General features: G+C 45.7%; 22 protein-coding genes. 13 read left to right on the top strand and 9 right to left on the bottom strand.

What is annotated here, in order from left to right; genetic code table 11:
- Positions 1-74: 74 nt before the first annotated feature.
- From DWV53_RS09730 to hrpB, 12 genes are all read left to right on the top strand, one after another.
- On the top strand, positions 75-1,148 hold the full coding sequence (locus DWV53_RS09730; RefSeq protein WP_418318832.1) for an SPOR domain-containing protein: 1,074 nt from the start codon (positions 75-77) through the stop codon (positions 1,146-1,148).
- Between the two features lie 99 nt (positions 1,149-1,247).
- The gene (locus tag DWV53_RS09725; RefSeq protein WP_118153222.1) at positions 1,248-1,784 is read left to right on the top strand and encodes an FHA domain-containing protein; all 537 of its coding nucleotides are present in this window, start codon (positions 1,248-1,250) and stop codon (positions 1,782-1,784) included.
- Positions 1,785-2,013: 229 nt separating this feature from the next.
- A complete protein-coding gene (hisH, locus tag DWV53_RS09720) occupies positions 2,014-2,652 on the top strand; it encodes an imidazole glycerol phosphate synthase subunit HisH (RefSeq protein WP_118153220.1) in 639 nt (212 codons plus the stop codon).
- A 16-nt stretch (positions 2,653-2,668) separates the two neighbouring features.
- Complete coding sequence (hisA, locus tag DWV53_RS09715) at positions 2,669-3,385, top strand: 1-(5-phosphoribosyl)-5-[(5-phosphoribosylamino)methylideneamino]imidazole-4-carboxamide isomerase (protein ID WP_118153218.1); 717 nt, start codon at positions 2,669-2,671, stop codon at positions 3,383-3,385.
- 60 nt (positions 3,386-3,445) lie between these two features.
- The gene (gene hisF, locus DWV53_RS09710) at positions 3,446-4,228 is read left to right on the top strand and encodes an imidazole glycerol phosphate synthase subunit HisF (RefSeq protein ID WP_118153216.1); all 783 of its coding nucleotides are present in this window, start codon (positions 3,446-3,448) and stop codon (positions 4,226-4,228) included.
- A 44-nt stretch (positions 4,229-4,272) separates the two neighbouring features.
- On the top strand, positions 4,273-4,920 hold the full coding sequence (gene hisIE, locus DWV53_RS09705) for a bifunctional phosphoribosyl-AMP cyclohydrolase/phosphoribosyl-ATP diphosphatase HisIE (protein WP_118153215.1): 648 nt from the start codon (positions 4,273-4,275) through the stop codon (positions 4,918-4,920).
- 31 nt (positions 4,921-4,951) lie between these two features.
- Positions 4,952-5,668: a cell division ATP-binding protein FtsE gene (locus tag DWV53_RS09700; RefSeq protein ID WP_022121797.1), complete on the top strand. Its 717-nt coding sequence runs from the start codon at positions 4,952-4,954 to the stop codon at positions 5,666-5,668.
- A gap of 27 nt (positions 5,669-5,695) precedes the next feature.
- On the top strand, positions 5,696-7,018 hold the full coding sequence (locus tag DWV53_RS09695; RefSeq protein WP_117586361.1) for an aspartate kinase: 1,323 nt from the start codon (positions 5,696-5,698) through the stop codon (positions 7,016-7,018).
- A 163-nt stretch (positions 7,019-7,181) separates the two neighbouring features.
- A complete protein-coding gene (gene lysA / locus DWV53_RS09690) occupies positions 7,182-8,339 on the top strand; it encodes a diaminopimelate decarboxylase (protein WP_118153213.1) in 1,158 nt (385 codons plus the stop codon).
- A gap of 76 nt (positions 8,340-8,415) precedes the next feature.
- Positions 8,416-9,558 carry a glycosyltransferase gene (locus DWV53_RS09685; protein WP_118153211.1) on the top strand — a complete coding sequence of 381 codons (1,143 nt, stop codon included), beginning with the start codon at positions 8,416-8,418 and terminating at the stop codon, positions 9,556-9,558.
- Between the two features lie 63 nt (positions 9,559-9,621).
- Entirely contained in the window at positions 9,622-10,395 is a 774-nt protein-coding gene (locus DWV53_RS09680) for a hypothetical protein (protein ID WP_006846455.1), read from the top strand.
- 31 nt (positions 10,396-10,426) lie between these two features.
- A complete protein-coding gene (gene hrpB, locus DWV53_RS09675; RefSeq protein WP_118153209.1) occupies positions 10,427-13,006 on the top strand; it encodes an ATP-dependent helicase HrpB in 2,580 nt (859 codons plus the stop codon).
- Here hrpB and DWV53_RS09670 read toward each other — a convergent pair.
- From DWV53_RS09670 to DWV53_RS09630, 9 genes are all read right to left on the bottom strand, one after another.
- Positions 12,993-13,553, bottom strand: a complete 561-nt coding sequence (locus DWV53_RS09670; protein ID WP_006846453.1) for a DUF5675 family protein — start codon at positions 13,551-13,553, stop codon at positions 12,993-12,995. The two genes, hrpB and DWV53_RS09670, sit on opposite strands and share 14 nt — an antisense overlap.
- An 8-nt stretch (positions 13,554-13,561) precedes the next feature.
- Positions 13,562-16,033, bottom strand: coding sequence for a hypothetical protein (locus tag DWV53_RS09665; RefSeq protein WP_118153207.1), 2,472 nt, complete (start codon positions 16,031-16,033; stop codon positions 13,562-13,564).
- A gap of 34 nt (positions 16,034-16,067) precedes the next feature.
- Entirely contained in the window at positions 16,068-16,490 is a 423-nt protein-coding gene (locus tag DWV53_RS09660; protein WP_118066982.1) for a hypothetical protein, read from the bottom strand.
- A 6-nt stretch (positions 16,491-16,496) separates the two neighbouring features.
- Complete coding sequence (locus tag DWV53_RS09655) at positions 16,497-17,003, bottom strand: hypothetical protein (RefSeq protein WP_118153205.1); 507 nt, start codon at positions 17,001-17,003, stop codon at positions 16,497-16,499.
- 190 nt (positions 17,004-17,193) lie between these two features.
- Positions 17,194-17,652: a hypothetical protein gene (locus tag DWV53_RS09650; protein WP_118153203.1), complete on the bottom strand. Its 459-nt coding sequence runs from the start codon at positions 17,650-17,652 to the stop codon at positions 17,194-17,196.
- 335 nt (positions 17,653-17,987) lie between these two features.
- Complete coding sequence (locus DWV53_RS09645) at positions 17,988-18,836, bottom strand: HNH endonuclease (protein WP_118153201.1); 849 nt, start codon at positions 18,834-18,836, stop codon at positions 17,988-17,990.
- Between the two features lie 12 nt (positions 18,837-18,848).
- Positions 18,849-19,574, bottom strand: coding sequence for an OmpA/MotB family protein (locus tag DWV53_RS09640; protein WP_233339140.1), 726 nt, complete (start codon positions 19,572-19,574; stop codon positions 18,849-18,851).
- 13 nt (positions 19,575-19,587) lie between these two features.
- Complete coding sequence (locus tag DWV53_RS09635) at positions 19,588-21,288, bottom strand: hypothetical protein (protein WP_147468767.1); 1,701 nt, start codon at positions 21,286-21,288, stop codon at positions 19,588-19,590.
- Positions 21,289-21,931: 643 nt separating this feature from the next.
- The gene (locus tag DWV53_RS09630; RefSeq protein WP_118153195.1) at positions 21,932-22,510 is read right to left on the bottom strand and encodes a type I restriction enzyme endonuclease domain-containing protein; all 579 of its coding nucleotides are present in this window, start codon (positions 22,508-22,510) and stop codon (positions 21,932-21,934) included.
- 134 nt (positions 22,511-22,644) lie between these two features.
- On the opposite strand from DWV53_RS09630, the gene DWV53_RS09625 reads away from it, so the two are divergent.
- A complete protein-coding gene (locus DWV53_RS09625; protein WP_118153193.1) occupies positions 22,645-22,977 on the top strand; it encodes a hypothetical protein in 333 nt (110 codons plus the stop codon).
- Positions 22,978-23,214 lie beyond the last annotated feature (237 nt).

Raw genomic sequence — 23,214 nt, 5'->3', positions numbered from 1 at the left:
TGTTGGTCATTTCCGAAAAAATCACTACCTTTGCAAACGTGAATAGACTAGAAAGACATATAGAGATCCTACTTTTGAGCAACGATTGCGTGATTGTCCCAGGATTTGGTGGCTTCATGGCTCATCATGTAGATGCGCGTTACGATGGCAGAGACAGCATGTTTTTGCCACCGCTGAGAACTATTGGCTTTAACCCACAGCTCCAGATGAACGATTCTCTCCTTGCACTTTCGTATGTTGAAGCATACGACATCAGCTATCCGGAAGCTTTGAACCGCATTGCTGATGAGGTGACAGAGATGCGTCAGACTCTGGAGAATTCAGGAAAATTTGAACTGAATGATATTGGCACTATCATATTGAACGAAGACGGAAATTATACTTTCGAACCATGCGAGGCGGGCATTCTTACCCCTGAGTTGTACGGTTTGGGCGGCTTAAACATGCTCCCACTCGCACAGATTTCTGCAGAAGAGGTTCAGAAGACTGAAGATTCTGCTGCTTCAATCATTGAAATGCCAGCAAAGACAGTAGAAAACAATCGTACAGAAAGCGAAGTCAAGAATCAGGATAGTAACCAGAAGATGGAGAGCGGACTCTCTGTCAACAATTCTGTATTCGTTAACGAAGAAGAATCAAATGCCGAATTCATCAGCATCAAGAAGAGCTGGTTGCGCAATATTGCAGCAGCCTGCATCGCTCTCATTGCATTCTTCACCTACTCTTCTCCATTGGGAACACCAACCGTTCAGAAGAGCCAAATCGACACAGGTATGTTGAACCGCATCATGCCGAAGGAGATTAATAAGGTTGCGCAACCTCAAGAACTAGTTCTTAGTACAGAATCTCAAGCAGAAGAAAGCATTCCTGCCAAGTCTGTCAACATGACTCAGGACAATGAATTACAAACAGCTTCTTCTTACTACAGCATCGTTTTGGCAAGTCGTGTTACCAAGCGCAATGCTGCGAGCTATGCTGAACTCCTCCAGAACAAGGGATTCAAGGAAGCTAGGGTGTTGATTACGGATAATAATGTGAAAGTTATATACGGAACATACTCTACCGAGGGCGAAGCTTATACTGCTCTCAACCGTTTACACAACTATGATGCTTTTACTGACGGCTGGATTACGAAAGTGAAAGAATAGTTGATAGTTAAGAGTTTATAGCTAGAACAAAAAGCAAGGAGTATCGGAAACTTCTACAACACATTATTATAATAAAGACAGAAAAGTAAGAAAAAGAATATGAAAAGAGTACGTTGTCCTAAATGCGATAATTTTATCACCTTCGATGAGACCAAGTATCAGGTAGGTCAGAGTCTCGTTTTCGTTTGTCCTAATTGCAATAAGCAGTTTGGCATCCGAATGGGAGTTTCCAAGCTCCGCGAAACTCGCAAGGAGGAAAAACTTGACGAGAATGCCAACGAGAAGGGATACGGTTCTATCGTTGTCATTGAGAACGTATTCGCTTACAAACAGGTCATCCCGCTCCAGTTAGGCGACAACATCATCGGCCGCTACATGAAGAACAGCGGAATCAACTGCCCTATCGAAACCGTAGACCCAAGCGTTGACATGAACCATTGCGTAATCAACGTTAGCCGCGACAAGAAAGGCAAATTGAAATACGTACTCCGTGATGGACCAAGTTATACAGGAACTTTCGTTGACAATGAAATTCTGGGCGACAGAGAACGCCGCGTTATCGAAGACGGAACCCTGTTCACCATCGGAGCAACTTCTATCATTCTCCGCACAGCAGACAGTGAAGAAGAAAACTAAGAAGTTTCGATTATCAAAATAAACACTTCAAAAGGAGCAATTAGATGTTGGTTTACATCCAATTGCTCCTTTTTCACTTAACGAAAACGTAAAATCCCGCCATATTTCTAACTTTCTGAAAGAAATCTACTATATTTCGTAATCTTTTTGCTTTTATTTTCTTTAAATTAAAAGAAAATGTGTACCTTTGCATCGGAATATAAGAAATAGAAATGAATTACGTTAGGTTATGGATGTAGCAATCGTAAAATATAATGCCGGAAATATCTATTCCGTAGTCAACGCCATGAAGCGTTTAGGCATCGAACCTGTACTTACAGATGATGCAGAAATGCTCCAGAAGGCTGACCGCGTTCTCTTCCCAGGACAAGGTCAGGCAAGAGAAGCAATGGAATATCTGAAGGCTCATCAGCTTGATCAAGTAATCAAGAACTTGAAGCAACCCGTCCTGGGCATTTGTGTAGGACAGCAACTCTTGTGCCGCCATTCGGAAGAAGGTGATGTAGATTGCGTCGGAATCTTTGATGTAGATGTAAAGCGATTCCAGCCTCAGAAACACGAAGACAAGGTGCCTGCTATGGGCTGGAATGAAATCTATGATTTGAAGACTGACCTTTATAAGGGGTTCGGAAACAGAATGGATTCTGACTCAGACAAGTCCACCGCTGATGCACTGCTTCATCCCTACTCCTATTTCGTACATAGTTATTATGTGCCACTCTGCGAGGAGACCATTGCCAAGGCAGAATACATTCTTCCTTATAGCGCATCGCTCCACAAAGACAATTTCTATACCTGCCAGTTCCATCCGGAAAAGAGCGGAAAAGTGGGAGAACAGATTTTAAAGAACTTTTTAGAGATAAAATAAAAGAGGAAATACTAATATGATAGAATTAATTCCAGCTATCGACTTGATAAATGGCCAGTGTGTTCGTCTTACAAAAGGCGATTACGACCAAAAGAAGGTTTACAATGACAATCCTGCCGATGTTGCAAAACAGTTTGAGCAGATGGGCTTCAAACGCCTTCATGTAGTAGACCTCGATGGAGCCAAGTCAAAGCACATCGTAAATGATGCGGTGTTGAAGGCCATTACCACAGAAACCTCTCTCGTGGTTGATTTCGGTGGCGGAATCAAGACCGAAGAAGATATTGAGAAAGCTTTTGCTGCGGGAGCAAGCATGGTTACAGTGGGCAGCATTGCCGTCACCAATCCTGAACTCTTCATGCAATGGCTGGACAAGTATGGAGCCGACCGCCTGATTCTGGGAGCCGACGTAAGAAACGGTAAGATTTCTATCAACGGATGGAAAGAAGATTCTTCTGAAGATCTCCTTCCTTTCCTGAAAAAGTACATCGATAAAGGAGTACGCTATGTTCTCTGCACAGAAATCAGCAAAGACGGAACGCTGCAGGGACCTGCCATAGAACTCTACAAAGAAGTAATGGCTGCCTATCCTCAACTGCATCTTATCGCCTCAGGCGGAGTGAGTTGCAACGAAGACATCGGAGCATTGGAAACTGCAGGAATTCCTGCCGTAGTATTTGGAAAAGCTTTCTACGAAGGGAAAATCGATGTTAAGAAACTAGTTAATAGTTAAATAGTTGACAGTCAAAAAGTTTATAGTTAGGAGTTAAGTAATCATAAAGTTCAAAGTTCAATGGTCAAAGTTCAAAGTAAAAGCAAAGGATTGGCTAAGCGAATCGTTCCTTGTCTTGACGTGAAGAATGGCGAGACGGTAAAGGGAACCAATTTCGTAAACCTTCGCAGCGCTGGTGACCCGGTAGAACTGGGAAAAGCTTATAGCGATGCTGGAGCCGATGAGCTCGTATTCCTCGATATTACAGCGAGTTTCGAAGAGCGCAAAACCTTTACGGATATGGTAACCCGTGTGGCTGCCGAAATCAATATCCCATTTACTGTGGGAGGTGGAATCAATGAACTTAAAGATGTTGACCGCCTGCTCAACGCAGGAGCTGACAAGGTTAGCATCAACAGTGCTGCCATCCGACATCCGGAGCTCATCGATGAAATTGCCAACCATTATGGCTCACAGGTTTGCGTATGCGCCATTGATGCACGTCTCGATTCTGACGGCTGGCACTGTTATGTAAAAGGCGGAAGAGAACGGGTGGAACTAGGACTGTTTGACTGGGCTAAGGAAGTAGCCGACCGGGGTGCCGGTGAAATTCTCTTTACCAGTATGGATCATGACGGTGTAAAACAGGGATTCGCAAACGAGGCCCTCGCCCGTCTTGCCGAAGAAGTAAGCATTCCTATCATTGCCTCAGGTGGTGCCGGAAAAATGGAGCATTTCCGCGATGCTTTCACCCAAGGCAAGGCAGATGCTGCCCTGGCAGCCAGCGTGTTCCACTTTGGCGAGATTGCCATTCCTGACCTCAAGAAATACCTGAGAGAAGAAGGAATCAACGTGAGAATCTAGAACACGGGGAATATAATAATGTAAGAAAATAAAAACAAGATAAAATGGAAATAGATTTCGAAAAATTAGGCGGACTGGTTCCTGCCATCATCCAAGACGCAGTTACAAAGAACGTCTTGATGCTTGGATTCATGAATAAGGAAGCATACGATAAGACAATAGCAACCAAAAAGGTAACATTCTGGAGCCGTTCACGCAACTGCCTCTGGACAAAAGGTGAAACATCAGGCAACTTCCTGAATCTCGTTAGCATTCAGAACGACTGCGATAACGACACCTTGCTGGTTAAGGTTCACCCAGACGGTCCAACCTGCCACAAAGGTACAGACACCTGCTGGGCAGAAGAGAATACACTCAACCCAATCCTCTTCCTCTCAGAGCTTCAGAACTTCATCAACAAGCGCCACGAAGAAATGCCAGAGGGAAGTTACACTACCAGCCTCTTCAAGAAAGGCGTTAATAAAATGGCACAAAAGGTTGGAGAAGAAGCTGTTGAAACCATTATAGAAGCCACAAACGGCAACAACGAGAAACTCGTTTACGAGAGTTCAGACCTTCTCTATCACCTCATCGTTCTGCTCACAAGCAAGGGCTTGAGAATAGAAGATGTTGTGAAAGAACTTCAGATGCGTCACGATCCGGAATGGGATAAGAAACGCCGCGTTGCCAAGAGCAAGGGCGAAATGAAATAACAAACCAACATTAAGGAGAAAAAAATAGAAAATGTTAATAGATTATCAGAACGTCAGCATATATCAGGCCGATAAGTGCGTGCTCCAAAACATCAATTTCCATATTGACGAAGGAGAATTCGCCTACCTTATTGGAAAAGTCGGCTCTGGTAAAAGTTCGCTATTAAAGACACTTTATTGCGAACTAGACCTTGTAGAAGGCGAAACCGAGAAGGCTGAAATTCTCGGCAGAGACCTCAAAACTATCAGGCGAAAGGAGATTCCGGCTCTGCGTAAGGAATTGGGAATCATCTTTCAGGATTTCCAGCTGCTACACGACCGCACCGTTCGCAAGAACTTTGAATTCGTACTCAAGGCAACAGGCTGGAAAAACAAAAAAGACAGAGAAAAGCGTATCGAAGAGGTGCTCAACGAAGTAGGCATGATTGATAAAATCGACAAGATGCCTCATGAGCTCTCAGGTGGTGAGCAGCAGCGTGTAGCCATCGCCCGCGCCATTCTCAATAATCCAAAAATCATCATCGCCGATGAGCCTACAGGCAATCTCGACCCAGAGACAGCCAGCAACATCGTGAGTCTGCTGAAAGACATCACCAAACAAGGCACAGCTGTTGTGATGACAACCCATAACATCCCGATGCTCGACAAATTCCCAGGCATCGTTTACCGCTGTAAGGAAGGTGTGCTCTACGACGTAACCAACGAGTACAACCACATCGACCTCACAGAAGATGGAGAAGATAATTAAGTGAAATAATTAAATAAAATTACGACTATGAAGGTAATGAAATTCGGAGGTACTTCTGTAGGCTCACCAGAGCGCATGAAGGGAGTAGCCTCTTTGGTTACAGAATCAGGTGAACCAACTTTCATCGTATTGTCTGCGATGAGCGGTACAACAAACTCTCTCGTTGAGATCTCTGACTATCTTTACAAGAAGAATCCAGAGGGCGCCAACGAGGTAATCAACAACTTGGAGAAGAAATACATGCAGCATGTAGAAGAACTCTACTCTACCGAGGAAATGAAAAATACGACTCGTGAGTTCTTGCAGGGCGAATTCAACTATCTCCGCTCATTCACCAAAGACCTCTTCACTTCTTTCGAGGAGAAGAGCATCGTGGCTCAGGGCGAGATGATGAGCACCAACATGGTTGTAAACTACTTGAAGGAACAGGGTGTAAAGGCAGTATTGCTCAGCGCATTAGACTTTATGCGAACTGACAAGAACGCAGAACCAGATCCTCAGTACATCAAGGAGAAGTTGGCTGCTATCATGGAGCAGAACCAGGGCTATCAGATTTACATCACTCAGGGATTCATCTGCCGCAACGCATATGGCGAGGTTGACAATCTGCAGCGTGGCGGTAGCGACTACACCGCATCTCTTATCGGTGCAGCTCTCCCAGCTGACGAAATTCAGATCTGGACCGATATCGACGGAATGCACAACAACGACCCTCGTGTCGTAGAGCACACTGAAGCTGTCCGCCAGTTGAACTTCGAGGAGGCTGCTGAGTTGGCTTACTTCGGTGCCAAGATCCTCCACCCTACCTGTGTTCAGCCAGCTAAGTATGCAGGCATCCCTGTACGCTTGAAGAACACCATGGATCCTAAGGCCGACGGTACAATCATCGACAATGTCATCGTACGCGGCAAGATCAAGGCTGTTGCTGCCAAGGACAACATCACAGCCATCAAAATCAAGAGTAGCCGCATGTTGCTCGCTACAGGTTTCCTACGCAAGGTATTCGAAATCTTCGAGAGCTATCAGACTCCAATTGATATGATTGCTACTTCAGAGGTGGGTGTCAGCATGAGTATTGATAATGATTCTCATCTTAACGACATCGTAAACGAGCTGAAGAAATATGGTACAGTAACTGTAGATTCTGATATGTGCATCATCTGCGTTGTAGGTGATTTGGACTGGAGCAACGTTGGCTTCGAGACCATCGCTACCGATGCGATGAAGAACATTCCTGTACGCATGATTTCTTATGGTGGTTCTAACTACAACATCTCATTCCTCATCAGAGAGAAAGATAAGAAGCAGGCATTACAGAACTTGAGCAACGTATTGTTCGAGAAGAAGTAATGCAAATGAAAACGAAGAGTGAAAAGTGAAGAATTCGTATGTAATGCTTCCTATCCACTCTTCGTTGGATATTCTGATTTACTATAAATTGGATATTCTGATTTACTATAAATTGGATATTCTGATTTAACTATAATAAGGTATTAATTTAAGATTAAGTGAAATGAAAGGTACATTTCCGATAGATAAGTTTCAGGAGATACAGACTCCGTTCTACTATTACGACACCAATGTGTTGCGCCAGACATTGAAAACCATCAATGAAGAGGCTGGCAAGCACGAGGGATTTGAAGTGCACTATGCCGTAAAGGCAAATGCCAACCCTAAGGTGCTCAATATCATCTGTCAGGCTGGTTTAGGAGCCGACTGTGTGAGCGGAGGAGAAATTCAGGCAGCCATCAAAGCCGGATTTCCAGCCAGCAAGATTGTTTACGCTGGTGTAGGCAAAAGCGATTGGGAAATCAACCTCGGATTGGAGAAAGGCATCTTCTGCTTCAATGTAGAAAGCATTCCGGAGTTGGAAATCATCAACGAGCTGGCTGAAAAACAGAATAAGATTGCGCAGGTTTGTTTCCGCATCAATCCGGATGTCGGCGCCCATACGCACGCTAACATCACAACAGGACTGGCAGAAAACAAGTTCGGAATTGCCATGCGCGACATGGAAGCCGTAATCGAAGAGGCTGCCAAGATGAAGAACATCCAGTTCCTCGGACTGCACTTCCACATCGGAAGCCAGATTCTCGATATGGGTGATTTCGAGGCACTCTGCAACCGTATCAACGAACTTCAGAACCAACTTGAAGCGCATCACATCGTTGTGAAGAACATCAATGTGGGAGGCGGACTGGGCATTGACTATAATCATCCAAACCGCCAGCCAATCCCTAATTTCAAGGATTATTTCGATACATACGCAAAGAAACTGAAGTTGCGCGATGGTCAGAATCTTCACTTCGAGTTGGGTCGCGCTGTAGTGGGTCAGATGGGTTCTCTCATCACCAAGACACTCTACATCAAGCAGGGCACAGCCAAGCAGTTTGCCATTGTGGATGCAGGAATGACCGACCTCATCCGTCCAGCACTCTATCAGGCTTACCATAAGATTGAGAACATCTCAAGCGATGAGCCTGTAGAAACTTACGACGTAGTAGGTCCTATCTGCGAATCAAGCGATGTCTTCGGCAAGGCTGTCGACATCAACAAAGCCCATCGCGGCGACCTCATCGCCCTCCGCTCAGCCGGAGCCTATGGTGAGATCATGGCGAGCCAGTATAACTGTCGCCAGTTGCCAAAGGGGTATATTACAGAAGACTTTTAATATCGTTGAAAGTTTAAAAGTTAAGAGTTTATAGGATTCTCCTTTCTCTAGCTTTCTATATTACGAGAAAAAGAAAATGATGATCATTAGTACAACTACTATAATAGCAGGCGCAGTGGTGGTTTTATTGGCGGTTCTCGGATCGCTGATAAATCCATTTCTGCGCTCGTTGCGCTTTCAAAAGACAGAAACGGCAGAGAATCAACCTCCTGTCAGTATACTCATTACCGCACACGATAATCTTGCTGAATTGGAGAGGAATCTCCCTATGTTCCTGCGTCAGCAGTACGCTGCCGACTATCAGGTAATCGTAGTCTGCCAGAGTACAGATGGCGAGACACAGGATTTTCTGAAGCGAACAGCAGCCGAGAATCCTCATCTGTATTATACTTACATTCCTGAGAGTTCACGCTACATGAGCCGCAAGAAATTGCAGATTACACTGGGTGTGAAGGCAGCCAAACATGAATGGATTATTCTGACAGAACCTAATTGCCGCCCAAGCAACGACAAGTGGCTGCAAACCATGGTCCGTCAATGTCAGGACCCAAACCATCTGGTATTGGGATATGTAGCCCTTGATGAGGAAACCAAGAGCGTACGCCGTTTCGACAGCATCCGCAAGGCTTACTATGTTTTGCGCCGTGCCCAGCAGACCTATGGTTATCGCAGCCACATGCCAAACGTAGCGTTCCGCAAAAGCGACTTCATGAAGGAACAGGGCTATCAGGGCAACCTGGAATATGTTCGCGGCGAATACGATTTTCTCGTCAACAAGTATGCCCATTGTGGCGAAACTGCTACAGAACTGGATTGCGATGCATGGCTCATCCGCGAAGCACCATCGAACAAGAGCTGGCACAATGCCCACCTCTATCTGCAGGCTTCACGCAAGAGTTTGGAAAGAGCCGCTTCCATGCGTACCCTCATGTTCTTTGACCATCTCATGCCACATCTCAGCCTGATAGCAACACTGGCCGTTGCAGCCTACTCTATCCTCATGAAGAATTGGATTCTTACAGGATGCGCAGGTTTCAGTTTCCTCCTGCTGTTCATCGTGAGAATGCTGATAGCCAACAAGGCCATCAAACACTTTGATGACGGAATAGCGATGTTCAAACTGCCATTCTTCGAATATGGAATTATCTGGAGAAATCTGGCTACTAAATTGCGCTATTGGCGGGCTGACAAAAACGATTTCACTTCTCATAAACTCTAAACAGGGTAAAAAGGAAGTAACAGTCTATCAGAATAATAACAGTTAAAAATAACCGACAGAACGATGAAAGTATATTTGTTCATTTCCAACCATAAGAAGTTGCTGAAGATGTATCTTCCATACATCGAAGCCTTGAATAAGCAGCTCGACATCACCAACAGCCTGGTTGATGCCGACATTGTGTTGATTATAGGAGCATGGACATGGCAGGGAGCCCAGATAGCCAAGAAAGCAAAGCAGATGGACATTCCCTACATCGTTTGTCCACTAGGTGATATTTCTGAGAGAAATTGCAAGAACCCTTACTTGAAGCGTTCACTGCAACAGTCTATGTATCAGAAAGCCATGTACGCCAAAGCCAACCTCATAGTAGCTACTACCCCTATGGAGAAAAACTATCTGGAAAAGAAAGGTTGGAACAAGCGCATCGCCCTGATTCGCTATGCAGGCTACAGTCATCTTACCAACACTGAAGCCATGATGCAAAACTGGCAGGAGACGGATGAGGAGACGCTGGCAGTCTTCGAGCAGCAAAAGGCAGAAGCCATCGCTGCCCAAACCAAACAGGCAATCATCGCACAGATTATGCAGATAAAAAGCCGCATGCCGCATCAGAATATTCCGCAAAAATATCTTGACGATTTACACACTCTCCTCTATGCTGATGATTATGATGAGGATGCTATCAAGCAAGAACTGGCAGAGAAGAAACTCTCTTCCTATGCCGCCTCCGTTTTCCAGACCATGACAGATAAAACAGGACTCACAGAAGGCTTCATGCCGATTCCTGCCAAAAAGGGCAGAAAGAGTAAAGAGATTCTGAAATTTGTGAAATAAAAGAAATCTGAAGTTTGTGAAATAAGAAGAAATGAACTTAGATAGAATAGAACAGCAGGCTGGTCATCTGCCAGCTTACCAGATAGCCGACTCTGTCAATGAAGCATTGATGGAGTCGGCTAACCTTGTTATTACAGCTCCTCCTGGAGCCGGTAAATCTACCCTCCTCCCGCTCACCATTCTGCGGGGCATGAGTGATCAGGCATTGGAAGGCTTCATCCATGATCATCTTAAAAGTCAGGGTAAGATTCTGATGCTCGAACCGCGCCGCCTGGCTGCTCGCCAGATAGCCGAACGGATGTCACAGATTCTGGGAGAACCCGTGGGAAAAACCATCGGCTATCGGGTAAGATTCGAAAGCAAGGTTTCGGATGAAACACGCATCGAAGTCCTTACCGAGGGCATTCTCACCCGAATGCTGGTCAATGATGCTACACTCGAAGGCGTTTCGTGCCTCATCTTTGATGAGTTTCATGAGCGCAGCATCAATTCCGATCTGGCGTTAGCGCTGGCCCGGCAAACACAGGAAATCATCCGCCCCGACCTGAAGCTCATTATCATGTCAGCAACAATCGATGCTTCTATCATCTGTCAGGCACTTCAGGCTCCGCTTATCGAGAGTAAAGGCAGAATGTTTCCGATAGAAACCATTTATGCAGACCACGACATCGACAGATATCAGGTAGCGCTGGAAATGGCAGCCACTATCTGTCAGGCTTTCAGAAACCAGGAAGGCGACATTCTTGCCTTTCTGCCGGGACAGGGAGAAATCATGAAATGCGAAGAACTGCTTCGCTCTGCCTTATCTTCAACGGAAATCTATCCACTCTACGGCAACCTTTCGCCTGAAAAGCAGCGACTCGCAATCGCTCCTTCCAAACCGGGTGAACGGAAAATCGTACTGGCCACTCCTATCGCCGAAACTTCTCTCACCATCGAAGGAGTAAGAATCGTTGTGGATTCCGGACTCTGCCGAAAACTGGTTTATGATGCCCGTACAGGCTTGAGCCATCTCGAAACCGTTCGTATCAGTCAGGACATGGCTACGCAACGAAGGGGGCGTGCGGGCAGAATCACATCAGGCGTATGTTACCGGCTTTGGACACAGACCTCGGAACATCTGATGCCAGAACAACGGCTGCCCGAAATACTGGATGCAGATCTCTCTTCGATGGTTCTCGACATTGCAGCTTTCGGCGAAAACAAACCGGAACTGCTGCCTTGGCTCACCCTTCCTCCCAAGGGCAACCTCGTATTGGCACAGCAACTTCTTATGTCGCTCAACGCCCTCTCGCCAGATCATGATGCTCACGCTCTCAGTGGCAGCATCACCGCAGAAGGCAGCAGAATGGCTCAACTTCCTTGTCATCCGCGCATTGCCAAGATGATGATCAGCAGCGATTCTCCGGCGAGCCAAGCCCTGGCCTGCGACATTGCTGCTCTGCTGGAAGAGAAAGACCCGATGGGCGAAAATGAAGATTCAGACATGACGCTCCGCCTTTCTATCCTTCGTTCCGCACGCTGCAAGAAGAATCTGGGGCGTTGGAACCGTATCGCTCAGATTGCCCAGGAATACAGGAAGATGCTGCGTATCAGGGAAGACAACGAGCCAATTGATGCTGAGGAAGTGGGCCATCTCATCGCCCTAGCCTACCCTGAGCGCATCGCCCATGCCACCGACCATGCGGGCAACTTCAAGATGTCGAATGGCAACACGATTTTCATCGACCCGTGCGACAGCATGGCAGCAAACGAATGGCTTGCCATCGCATCACTCAACCTATCTTCAACCTCATCATCCAATTCTGGGCAGGGACGGAAAGGAAGGGTATTTCTCTCAGCCCCCGTCAACTGGAAGAACTTGCCGGCACAAACCTGCGAGAATATTTCATGGGACAGCAAAGCGCTGGCAGTAAAGATGCAACAGGAAACACGGATAGGAGCGCTCATCATAGACAGCAAGCCGATACAGAATGCCAACCGAGAGACAGTTTCAGACATTATCTGCGAAGCTGCCAGAAAAGACGGACTCAGCATGTTCGATTGGAACGAATCGGTTCGTCGTCTGCAACAGCGCGTGGCGCAAGTAGCTGAGTGGCATCCGGAGTTGGAGATTCCCGACCTGTCAACAGAGCATCTCCTGACAACAGCCCGAGCGTGGCTCCCTTTCTATCTCGAAGAAGGTGGCAAGATGAAGACTTCTGTTACTGAGCTGAAGAAACTCAACCTGTGCGAAATCCTTTGGAACATCCTTCCTTATGAGCTTCAGCAGGAGATAGACCGCCTTGCTCCCACCTACATCCGTGTGCCATCGGGCAGCAACATCCGCATCGATTATCGCTTGGGGGCAGAAGCCCCGGTTCTGAGTGTGCGGCTTCAGGAGTGTTTCGGAATGACATCAACTCCCACTGTCGATGCTGGCAGACAGCCTCTTCTGCTTGAGTTGTTATCTCCCGGTTTCAAGCCAGTTCAGCTTACTCAGGATCTCGCAAGTTTTTGGCAAGGCACTTATTTCGAAGTCCGCAAGGAACTGAAACGCCGATACCCTAAGCATTTCTGGCCGGAGAATCCGTTAGAGAGCCAGGCCGTGAGAGGTGTCAAACGATGGTGATCCAGATGCTCTCGCCTCGGTCTCTCGCCGCCGTGATGGCATTGACGAGGCGATGCAGCCAGATGCGAGAGTTTACCACCATGCCTCGGAGTTTGTTTTCGCCCGGCAGGATGCAGCCCTGCGTATCATCGGGGTAGTTACCGGCATGGATGCGGATGCCCTCAAAGCCAGGAACGCCCTGCAGCAGGGGCAGCCACTGCTTGAATCTCGGCGACTTGGTGATGAGCACGGGATAAGTGCCCTCGGGTATGGCAGTCTTGCCCTTCATCTTCTGCGCCTTCTTCTCCGACACTCGCCCCAGACGCACATTCTCCTCTTGGGGCAACAGGGTGATGCCCAGCAGGTTGCGCCACGTTGGCTCCAGGGTATCGCAGAAGTAGTGCTCCCCGTCCAGTTTGCCCACATCTACCACATGGCAGAAGCTGCGCTTCTGGTCCTTATTGAGCGTATAGTTCACCTTGCGCTCCACCTCCTCGTCCTTCAGGATATACATACGCCCTATGGTGTAAGTATTCTGCTTAGCTATTCTTTTGAGTACGATTTCCATAATTGTTTCTATTTAGATTCTTTTTTGAGAAAACATAGCTTGCGATAAAAACTGTAATTACCGTAATTGTAATTGCAATGGCTGTTATCAGCTTTGTCATTACCAGCATTAACGCCTTGTTCGCCTGCCTCCACTTTCACGATATACTTTCTGAACACCCAGGTGGCTATCATCCGTCGGGTGCCCTTGGTATCCAGCCCCAAGTCGCTTCTCAACTGCTCAGCCTGCTGATAAGAGAACTCATTTGGCAGAAGTTGCAGCATATTGGAAGGCCCTCTTTTGCTCGACTTCACTCCCTCCTGCTCCGCCTTCACGATAGCATCTCGGAAGAATCTCATCTTGCAGTACAGGTCATACTGCTCGCTCCAGCGCACAAACTCCTCTATCTCGGATTCCCACTGGCAACCATTCGCCACATAGAGCACGCAAGCCTTCAGATAGGCAATGACATTGGCTCTGAACGAGAGGTTCTCGTAAACCCTGTCTTGGCTCATACGGGCAAAGTCGGCATTCTCCTCTTTCAGCTTCTGTGCCAAGGCGAAAGCCTCAGGGCAATTGATAGTACCAGAAGCCATGTTAAGATGCTCGATATAGGGTTTTAAGTTCTCTCTGAATGTGTCATCGTATGTGCCATAGACAGGCATCTCGGCTCCTATCTCACGCTCTGGGATAGTACAGAAGTTGATTCTGGAGATAGGACCATCGGTCAATACCTTGGAGAAATATCGGATACCCTTGTTGATGGTGGTCGAGGCATTCCAGTTAAATCGGATGGTTACTCGCTCCGTAACACTCTGCGTGCCCACTCGGGTTTGTCCATATTGATTACCAGGGTCGAAGGCGAGGCACATGATACGAAACTGCTGGTTGCCAATACCCCTTAGGTTATCAAACTGGTCTATCTCGTTGAGAGCAGTATAGAGGAAATGCTCCTGCGCCTCGGCGGTACGCATCACGAAGGCAGGGTTGGTCATATCGGCGTCTATCTCCTGGATCACGAGGTTTTCAGGTCGTTTACGCTTATCCTTGTTAGCACCTTTTCTTGTCACCTCATCCTTCCACTCCTTCTCTCGTTTCAGGTTATCTTTGTCTCGTTTTCTGATGTCTTCCATAATCAGGTTGATAGGCATCTGCACGCAGTTCTTTCCTGCGCCCGTACCAGCTAAGAGACAACACATTAGCGTAGCCTCATGCTCCACATTGTCGATGTAATTAAAATAGGTGCGGCAGAGATGGGTGGCTAGCGGAGGAAAGATGGCATGGGCTACGGCAGGCTTATAGACATCCGGTGTCTGAGACACGAGGAGCTCCACGAGCTTAGGCAGCTTCTTCGGCATCTCGGGCGGAGCGGGGTAATCATCTTCACAGTTAGGAGTTTGGAGTGAGGAATTAGGAGTTGAGAGAGTCGCTTGCTTCTCTGCTTGCGCATTGATGCGGATCACATCTCTAGAGAATGGCTTCGAACTATCTCCATATTTCTCATAGAAGTCATGGATCAGCTGCTGGCAGTCACGCTCTTGGGCGAAGCTAGGCATCTTCACTGCCACTACTCTTCTCAGCTCCTCTTCGCTCATCACCCTGCTCGCTCCTGCGCTCATGATGGCAAGAAGTGAGGAGTGGCGAGAGCCCTCGGTATCGATATTCACATTCTTCAGTCCTGCCGACTCCGTGAAGAGGTCGAAGGCTATCAGGCTCTTCTCACTGGCGGTACCAGAGGTTGGTAATCCGTCAGGAATCTGATAGCCTCCAGCAGAGCCATGAGAAACAGCAGGATTGCCGTTAGAGCCCGAAAGTCGATTTGTTTGAACATTCTGTTGAGTATTTACGGTTGATGGTTTGATATTGATTTCGTAAGGCTGGTTAGCCTTGCCTCTGCCGTCGATGGTGAGACCACGCTTCAGATAAGCCTCTCTGCGAGCCTTCAGTTCATCGGCAGGAAGCACGGCATACCAGTCCTTGGAGCGATAGATCTCCGAGTCCTGATCCGTGATAAAGAGGATTCTCTCTGGGGTGAAGCAACTCTCATCGCAGGGCACGCCAAGTGCCTTACAATACGCTCTCTGCGTCTCCTCGATAGTCATACCTATCGGCATTCGGATGTCGATGTGGAGTTTCTTACGAGCCGAGTATTCCAGATGCAGTAGCATTCCCTTCCAGATGGAGTCGCTGCAATTCAGCTGCCTTGCCATTTCGATGGCGATACCCACCAGTTCCTTATCGTCGATGTCGATGGTGGTCTGGAAGAGAAAACTCGTAGGGTCAGCATCCTTCTGCGAGCGATGATTCTTGAGGAATCGGCTGTAGTGGCCGCAGCGGAAGGGCATCAGCCCCTTCAGTTTGTCATTGCCCCCACGTATCTGCTCCACCATATCGTGGAGCCAAGGCTGAGCTATCAGCTTGTCATATTCAGCCAGGGGCAGGCAGCTGGCGCTGCCCTTATTGCCCCCACGCTGAGGATTCATTGCAATAAAGTGGTTCATGCTTAATTATACATTATTAATTATACATTATCTATTACTCCTTATAGTCCTCCCACTCCACATTTTCCTTGAAGGGCTTGATAGCCTTCACCATCTCCTGGTGCTCACCCTTGAGGCAGCGCAGAATCTCCGCCTTGCTCATGTCCTTGGAGAAGGCATAGTTCACCTGCACGGTTCGCTTGCTAGTGCGCACCACCCCGTGCTTGGTCTTGAGAATCTCCGTGAAGGGCTTCTCTCGCTTGCCCTGCACATAAGGCTTGAAGTCCACCCAGTCGCCTCGCCCATTCTCGCCACCCGAGAATATCATCCTGCCCCTGATCACTTGCGGCTTGTCACTGATTACCTCCGTCTCGTTCCATGGCGCCTTGCGCACTGATACGTTACCATTCTCCTCGGTGATCACTGCACCGTCCACCTTTACTGCATTGAGCAGCTTCTTGCTAGTTGCTTTCTTCATAATTGCTTAAATTTCTAAATATTCAGTATTAATGTAAAGACCATATTTTGTGTAGCGAATGTCCATTGGCGAAAGGAGCCCATACTCACAACATTCCTGCACTCCCTTAGCTTCATGCCCAATGACAAAAGCTTCTGAAGCCAACACACGGGGCACATAGATGTTCACCCATTTCTTTGCCAACAGTCCCTCTGGGTCTAGTTCTCCCTGCATGTCATGCAAGAGCTGCTCATCAATAAAGGTTTTGTCTGCACGAAAGTTCTTCTGTCTCTTTCTCACAAATCCCAACTCTCTCTCGGTGAAGAAATACGTCTCCCCCTTCTTAGGCGGTACCAGCACGAAACCGAAAGTAACAACCTCACCCTCAGAATTAGCGATAATCCCGAATGTCTTAGCTCCATTCTTAGAGAAGATTCTCATTACATCTTCCAAGTAATAGTAGAGCTCGCCATCTCTTCTCTCCACTATTCTGAGCTTGCCATACTGTGGATGTTCAAATACATAACAATTCATATATTATATAATGTTTATAGATTGAGAACCCGCAATACGCAAAGTCCCCGCAACCAGACGCCTGTGCATCTGATTACGGGGACAAAGGTACTAAGAGTTTTTGAAACTTACCTGCCACGGGGTAGCCCCGTCCATGTGCCACGGGGTAGCCCCGGGGTAGGCAGGCAAGAATTACGCAATATATTAAATATCAATCCATTACATCTTTTATCTTTTCTATGAATCGCTCTATGCTTTTTTGGTCCATTCCTTTAGAATTGCCCTTTCGCAAGGTTTCCTTGTTCATATTCCACAATTCTCCGAATGTAACCCAAGGTTGGTTGATGCTCAATTTATCAGAGATGAGAGAAGCCAACACACCTTTTTCAGAGATCGACATTCTCTTAGGCTGATAACAATCGTCTAGATAATCGTGTTCTTGTAGTTTATTGAGTATTTCGATAGCTTCCGGCGTATTGAGTTCATCAGGCAGTTTTAGCTCCTCCTGTCTGCCCTTAGCTACCCAAGCAGGTTCTTCCTTCAAGCTTATCTCTCGATTGCCAGGACAACCTTGCAAATTATCACCATTGCCCATAACAAACGAGCAACCTATAAACACAGGAACTCCCAGTCCTATCAATTCAGGCAACTGGGACATTGAAATTTCCATTTTGTTTTCATTTTTAAATGTTATTTTATCGAGAAAAAGCCCATTCTCATCCCGAGAAGGGCGCACACCACGATGGTGTCAAGGTGAAGCGTCTTCACCCGAAAATTTCTTAAGATTCATCGGATTTAAATTTAGTTAGTTAATAATTCAGATTGTTCATTCACCATTTTGATTGCGATGTCAGCTCTACATCCATACAGCAGTTTGAACTCATCTGTCATTTCAGACAAAGCATCAATCTTCTCTTACTTACTTTTCCCATTAGGTTCAGCTTTCAATTCCTTGTCATATTGGTCTAGATAGTCAGACTTATTTATTAACACATTTAAATTCCGTTAACTTTTCGGAGGGTATTTTTCGTTAAAATCATTGAGACGAAAGAGATTGTCGCCTTTTGAGAAATTTTTCCTGTGCACATCATCCACGTTGGCATGGCATCGGATGCAAAGACACTCAAGATTTTTGCCATTGTTATCTGTCTTAATACCATTACGATGATGCACTTGCATAAACTGCCTATCCCATGGATTGGTTATCTGCAAGCCACAACGTTCACAGGTGTAATTGTGATATTCTCGATAGCGTCTGCTTATTTGTTCCCAATCTTTCACATAGCCAAAGATGTCAGCGTCCACTTCCTGCGACAGTCCATCAGAAATGCCTAGAGTTTCCTTCAAGAGACGGACAAATTCTACAGAATCCTTGATATTTGATTCCTTTAAACTCTCATCTTTTTGATTCTCATTGAACTCTTGTAACACAAGATTCTTGCAGTAACCGCATAAGGGTAATGCATCAACTTCTACATCTTGGTTGCCTTTATCCATATTGATAACTGGTACTTTTTCTGTGTTTGCATGTCGATATTCAGCACCAAATGAGCCACTGTCTATAAATTCTTGAATTTTCGAACACTTACGAATATGGATTCTCGGTTTGCCATACTCCACCAAATGATATTTTCTTTTATACAAGAAAACTTTCTGTCGTACCCCATTGCTACCATTCAGATAGATACCATCCTCATCAAAGGTATAGGTACCATCCTTGATAGCCTGGAGAGTCACTTCCCCAGGCTTCACGGCATGATAACCATCAGCAGAGGCTTCCGCCACATGGATGCCTATGCTCTCTAGATAGTTACGCAATTTATCAAACTTAACGATTGCTTCTATTTCTTCCATACACTTCTCATGTTAATTTGTTGCAGAAGAACCAGTCGTAGCCGAATTTTTTTTCACGAAGTTTTCTAGCACTTCATCACCCGTAGTGATGATACGAAATTCCACACGGCGAGATTTCTCCTTGTCTATCTTGTGATCTTTGCTGGATACGAGCGCATAATCACCATCCTTGTTCAGAGCCTTACCATAAGACAGTCCATTTGCTGTAAACCAATATTCCAAGAGTCGCTGCTGCTCAGGCGGATACTTCACAAACATCGGCTGTATATACATCAATACCGACAATGCTCTCTGCTGCGACAAGATAACATTCGCAACGAATGGCTGAGGATGGAGCTGAGGATAAGGCACATTGTCCGTATGTCCCTCGATACGAATCTCTTGGATATGGCTCCGTAAGCTATCATTCAGCAAGATGTCGAGATACTTAGGGATAAACTCATCCAATATCACCTTAAACTGAGGAGTGATAGCTGCACTACCCTGCGCAAAGAGCACCGTAGGGTTATTAAATCTCATCGACAAATCCTTACCAATGCTCATATCCCAAGTCTTCGATTCTTCCTTAAACTCGCTCACCAACTTATCGTGAAGTTTCGTCTTGGTTTCTACATAGTCAGTCAGCACATTCTGATTTTCCTTTACCTGAATCATATATGCCACGGCGATAAACAGAAAGATTACCATCAATCCCGTCATCAAGTCGGAAACCGACATCCATACATTTGATTTTGCCATAGTCCTTCATCTCCTATTTATTCTTGTTTGCAGCCTCAACCATAGCCTGTATGCAGGCATCAAGCTGAGCCAAAGTAGCACTGAGTCGCTGATAGAAATGCTGGTCCAATCCAGAGATTTGACTCTCTATCTCCTTAGAGCCATTGCGGATGATGCCAACACCCTCTTCCATCTTACTCTTGGTTTCCTTCCAAAACTCACCGCCATAATCCTTTATCTTTTCGATTTCTTCCAGTTTGGCGATGAGCATTTGTACACCATCCACAAAGTTGCGCTGCTTTCTCACCCAGTCGTTGAGCTTATTGGTAGAATCATCAAACTTCACCATATTGTCCTTGGTAAGTTCAGCCGTCTCCTGTAGCTTCTTGGTTACCTCAATGTAACTCTGGTTCTCCAATATCACCTTGTTAAGCGCAGCTATCAGTTGTTGGAGTTTGCCCCCATCACCCACCAAAGCCTTGGTATCAGCAGACACCTTGGTAAGCGTAGTAGATGAATTTTCGAAGTCAGTCTCCATATCCTTGTATTGCTGGATGAGCGATGCTATCATATTCTTATTCTCCTGCTGCCATGAGTTAAGTCGCTCCACGCTCTTATTGAGCTGTTCGAAGTTTTCCTGCACCAGTCGCTGTATCAAGCCGTTCATCTGCTTCTGGAATTCCGTGGTGAGCTGCTTCATCACACCCACCAATGCCTCCGTATTGCTCTTCTTAAGCAATTCTGAAAACTCATCAAACTTATTGGTAAGCAGTGTATTCGTCTCTCCCATCTTTCTCTCTATGTCATCTACCTCATCGCCTATAAACTTACCAAAGGTATCAAACTTCTCCAAGATAGAGTCTTCTGTGGAAGAAGTAGCTTCTGTGGCTGTAGCTATTTCGCCCAGAGTATCGGCCATACCTGTCAAGCAGCCGCTGATATCTTGATTGAGCTTTTTGAGTTCTGCCACGTCATCACTCGTATTGCTAATGCTCGTCTTCAAAATCTTCAGATTCTCATCCATATTTTGAACTTTTTCACCCTGCTCTCCAAATGCTACCAGCAATTTATCAAGGTCAGAATGAATAGCAGGTAATTCCTCGTTATTGGCAATCTTATTCAAGCTAGCCGATACAGTAATCAAAGTATCCTTTTGGATGTCGGAATTATTCAACAACTCCTGCAAGAATCCCCTTTGATTCACTATATAGCTATTAATTCCTTTCACAAACGCATTCATATCAGCATAAAAACTATTCTGGTTAGCAGTCTGAGCCTTGATTTCATTTCTTACCTCTTGAAGAGCATTCGCATTATCATTCTTCATGCTCTCTACAGACCGAGCGATTACCGCAGCTGCCTGATTGGCATCAGACACGCCTTTGTCTTCCTTATCGTACAGACTTGACACCTTACGAGATAGAATCATAGAGCCAATCATACCAGCTAAAGAGGTGAGGAAGGCAGTTTTTAGGCCATAAAGGAGTTTAGGGATGCTAACATCCAAATGATCAGTATCAAAGAGAGCCAAACCCAGGGTGATTCCGCCAAAGGTTCCCAATACTCCTAACGTTGAAATGAGAGATGGCAAGAATTCTATCCATCTCTTCTTATTAGCCAACTGATTATTGTCAGCTTGTTTATTAATCCAAACATAAACCCCAATAGCTAACAATATGATGATGCTCGTAAAAAGCCACCATGATTCATCATTTATCCATACCAAAAAACTCATACTCTATTTTCTTTTATTAATTGCTGTTATATGTTCAAAATTCAAGTTTTAAAATCTACTCACTTTAGCATCGCCATCACATTCTGGGCAAGTATCATAAACATTTTGTTTACCATCACACTTTGGACAAACGCACATACCTTGGCCATGGCAGTTATAGCATTCGCTACAGCCAGTACCACTACAATTTCTGCATCTGATAACTCCATATCCATTGCAGCTAGAACAAAGATGTTTTCCACGTCCACCACACGATAGGCATCGTTTCACTCCTCTACCTTGGCAGAAGAAACAACCCCTACCATCGGTACCGGTGCCTGAGCCCCAGCACATGTCACATCGTTTGCATCCTTCTCCATTACAGTATATACATCTATCTCCACCAGAACCTAAACATATCTTGCATTTTATTCTTCCATAACCTCCACAAGAACTGCAAGTAATTTTACCTGTAGCATAACATCTAGGACAATCTATATAACCACCCGAGCATTTCTTGCACGCTACATAAGCCATTCCTTCTCCTTCGCATGTAGGACAGGTCTTATACATAATGTGCATTACGCTCTCATAAGCAAGGAAAATAACAGCAATGGTTGCAACAATAACCAAAACGACCTTTTTCTTCTTCATTTTCTACTCTTTATTGATTATACTTATAGTTATCTACCTGCTCCATAATCTTTTGGAATACTTCTTGATTCCATACTGGAGGATAGCCAGACTTGTACAGCAACATCATCAAGTCATTGGATAACTTACTTTTCAGATTGTTGTTGTTGATGAAGTCGGCATAGATGGTCATATCATCCACCAAGAGCTTGATTTTCTTTGCCAGCTCGATGCAACGCTCTTCCGGATATTCAAACTGATGCGTGTCACGCACGCTTACCAGTACATCGAAAAAGGCTTTTTCCTCGAAGGATATACCTAACTCCTTAAATTTCTGGCTATCAGCCTTCAAGTCCTTGAATAGCTCTACCAGCTTATCCGTCAAGCTTTTCACTTTTTCATCTACGATGTCTGTTACAGCATCAATGGTAGCATGAGCCACCTCATTGGTAAAGGTCAGATTATCACGAGTGTTATATTCATCGGCAAGTTCCGATATAATATACATCATGTTTCTCTTGTCTTCCAACCCATTATCTATAAACTCAAAATTGCGTACTCTATCTTTTATGGAATCGATACGCTGCTCTAAATAATCTATCTCTTCCATAATTATAGAGCTTTAGTTGAAGTCAAAGTGATGCTCAGCGTAAACTCCCCACCTGGCATTTCGGTGGTACTAAGCGTCCAAATGATTTTGCCAGTATCTGGGTCTACGTCTATAGCGTAAGAATCGACTTCGGCTTGCGCATCAAAGGATACAGCGAAGCGCCAGAGGCCATTGCTCAGGATATGGTCTCGGGTAATGCGAATCTGGGAATAGTCTTGGATATGGAGCTCCAGCCGCTCGGCTATCTCTGCGTAGCTGAGCAGCCACTGGGTGGTGTGATTGTTTTGGTTGGTATACTCTATGCCCTGGGAGGTGAAGCCGATGCCTGTGGAGTCGGTAATGGCATAGTAGCTCACGGCAGGGGTATCGCCCTGCTGGGCTGTGATGTTGACTTCGGGATGGGTATCACTAAGGATTTCGTCTTTGCTACAACTGGCAAGGATGAACGACAATATGATGGCTGCTAGCGCAGCAAATGTCCCCGATAAGGGGGGGTAATTTTCTTTAAGCTCATATCATTAAGATATTAAGTAGTCAGCATCAATAGCAATGCTGCCCACAAAGGTACGAAATGTTTTTGAAACAACCAAGGATTTTTGAAGATTATTTGTATTACGGTAATTACAATTTCAGTTATTACAGTTTTTTCCTGAGGGGTATAAGGGTTTGAAGGTAGTAACAATCTGTTACTACAAATATTTATA

The sequence above is a fragment of the Segatella copri genome, from assembly GCF_003465495.1.
GTDB classification, from domain to species: domain Bacteria; phylum Bacteroidota; class Bacteroidia; order Bacteroidales; family Bacteroidaceae; genus Prevotella; species Prevotella copri_G.
The sequence above is the reverse complement of the archived record's forward strand: the minus strand, read 5'-3'. Positions and strand labels throughout refer to the sequence as shown.